General features: G+C 64.9%; 1 protein-coding gene and 2 pseudogenes. 1 reads left to right on the forward strand and 2 read right to left on the reverse strand.

Annotated elements, in window-relative coordinates; all coding sequences use genetic code 11:
* A pseudogene (locus ASG00_RS16410) lies at positions 1–331 on the reverse strand (sugar transferase); the annotation flags it as partial.
* A gap of 194 nt (positions 332–525) precedes the next feature.
* Positions 526–1,974: a polysaccharide biosynthesis tyrosine autokinase gene (locus tag ASG00_RS01950; RefSeq protein ID WP_056206455.1), complete on the reverse strand. Its 1,449-nt coding sequence runs from the start codon at positions 1,972–1,974 to the stop codon at positions 526–528.
* Between the two features lie 97 nt (positions 1,975–2,071).
* Between ASG00_RS01950 and ASG00_RS16415 the strand changes: the two are divergent.
* A pseudogene (locus tag ASG00_RS16415) lies at positions 2,072–2,484 on the forward strand (hypothetical protein); the annotation flags it as partial.

A 2,484-nucleotide genomic window follows, 5' to 3' on the forward strand; every position in this document is an offset into this window, starting at 1 on the left:
TACGCGAGTCAGACCATGCGAGTGCACCCATCCACAGGAGGATCAGAGCGATCGAGAACGCCCAGTAGGAGACGGGGTCGAGCTGAGTCTGCTCGCCGAGGGCAAGCTGGACGTCGCCGAAACCGAACCACGCGATCTGCGTTCCGAAGACCACCCAGACCAACACCAGAAGGTCAGATATCGCGAGCCTGCGCTGATAAGCCGTCCGCCACGATGGGGTCAGCCGCGTCGGATTCGATCGCTCACGGTTCGGGCCAGCTGCGCTCCGCGCGGCCGACGCGTCGTCATTTGCATTCTGAGCGGTCAGCTCTGCCTCCACGCTGGATGTCACGTCAACCTCCCCGTCGGCTGAGTTGAGGTGGCGAACCTCGGAATCCGCCGGTGAGCACCTTACCGTCGGCTTGTGTCGCACATGTGTCGGGTACGGGGCCACGCACGCGCGGTCGCGCAACACATCGTCCTCGCGCCTCGATCATCAACATCCATGTGAGCCGGCGGACCGCTCTGCGGGAGCCGGACGACCTCTCAGTCACCCTCACGCGGAGCGGTCGGCACGGCTCGACGCCCCTGCTTTCGTCGCGCGCGCTTCGCTGAGGCGGACGTCGATCCATATCCGCCATATCCATAGCTGTAGCCGTAGCCATAGCCATAGCCATATGCGTCCGGCCCACGCACCGGAACCATGGACAGGACGATACCGCCCACCTTTGCGCCGACGGTCTCAAGAGCGTCGAGCGCTGCACCGAGCTGACCCTTCGTCGTTCGACCCGCGGACACCACCACAATCGCCGCGGACGCGACCTTCGAGAGAACCGCAGCGTCCGTCACGGGAAGGAGCGGCGGAGCATCGAGGATGACGATGTCGAACTCACGTGAAAGAACGTCGAGCAACTGCGACATCTGCGCTGACCCCAGCAGTTCGCTCGGGTTCGGCGGGACCTTTCCGGCCGGCAGTACGTAAAGCGAACGCTGACCCCACGGAAGCATGACATCGGTCAATCGCGCCCGCCCGATGAGAACATCCGTCAGTCCAGCGCCACCCTCAACACCGAGATACTCCGCAACCTTCGGCTTGCGAAGGTCCGTGTCGATAAGCGCGACGCGTTTGCCTGCGTCAGCGAGCGCGATCGCCAAGTTCACCGACGTCGTCGACTTGCCTTCGGACGGAAGGCTCGATGTGATGACGAAGACATGGCCGCCGTCCATCTCCAGGAACTGGAGATTCGTCCGCAGTGCGCGGAAGGATTCGGATCGCGCGTTGTGCGGATCCGCTTGCAAGATGATCGGTCGCTCCGCTGCTTTGGAGTCGAAGGGAATCGCGCCGATGATCGGGCGATCACTGACACTCTCGATATCGCGGATCGATCGGATCTTGTTGTCGAGCACCTGCCGCAGGACCGCGAAAATGATGCCGAGCGCAAGTCCGATGATCCCGCCGAGGACAAGGTTGAGGGGGACGTTCGGGCTGACGGGCGCGGTCGGCGGGGTCGCGGTCGTGGTCGTGGTCAGCTTCACCGGGCTCTCGCCCGACGTGCTGGACGGCTCGATCTCGGGAACGGTCTCCGTGAGGCTAGCGCTCACGGCGTTCGCGATCGCTGCGGCCTGCGCGGGATCCGGATCGGTTGCTGAGATCTGAATGAGCGTCGTATTGAGCGCGTTCGACGCGCTCACTTGCTTGCTCAACTCGTCGGGAGTCACGGAGAGCCGAAGCTTGTCGATGGTCTTCTGCAGGACCGTCTGCTGGGTGACGAGCTTCGTGTACGTCGTCACCCGCGCCTGCGTGAAGCTCGATCCCTGCTGGAGCTCCTGCACCGTGTTGCCCTGCTGAGTCGACACGAACACCGTCGCCTCGGCCTGGTACATGGGTGTCCGCGTGAGTGAGTAGCCCGCGGCCGCCCCCAGCCCAATGAGGGTGATGGCGACGATGACGAGCCAGTTCTTTCGCAGAACTCTGATGTAGTCGCTGAGCTCCATGGCGCCTTTCCCCGGTGATACGGGCTTCATCCTGCCACAACGCATGTTTCTGACTGGTGACCGCGACGCAACGAACGTGCGCCGGTACTCTGGCCGCGTGACCGACCCGCTCACCGACGAACCCTCCCCCGTGAGCACACGTCGCGCGACCCGACACCAATGGGGCTTGCGCGTGCTCGGCGTCTCGCTGTCGGCGCTGGCACTCGCGATCCTCATCTCGGCCACCGCGCTCAGCGCCACTGACCTTGCGACCGGCACCCTCATCGCCGACGTCGCGGTGCTCGCCGCGATGGCGACGGGAGTGGTCGTCGGCTTCGTCTACGGGGCGCCCCGGGGCATCCTTCGATTCCGTTCGCGAGACCTGCTCTACGGCGTCGTCATCGGACTCGCCCTGCGCCTCGTGCAAGGCCTCGTCGCCCAGGCGGCACGAGGAGGAGCGGCCGCCTGGCCCACCGCCACCCTCGATCTGCAGTGGGTCGTGTTCGGCGCCCTCGTTCCGGTCGTCGTCTC

Origin of the sequence: Microbacterium sp. Leaf351, assembly GCF_001423825.1 — a bacterium.
Classification (GTDB): domain Bacteria; phylum Actinomycetota; class Actinomycetes; order Actinomycetales; family Microbacteriaceae; genus Microbacterium; species Microbacterium ginsengisoli.

Bases quoted from the DNA above. Each gene is read 5' to 3' on its own strand.
- ASG00_RS01950 (WP_056206455.1), bottom strand. From the start codon at position 1,974: ATGGAGCTCAGCGACTACATCAGAGTTCTGCGAAAGAACTGGCTCGTC.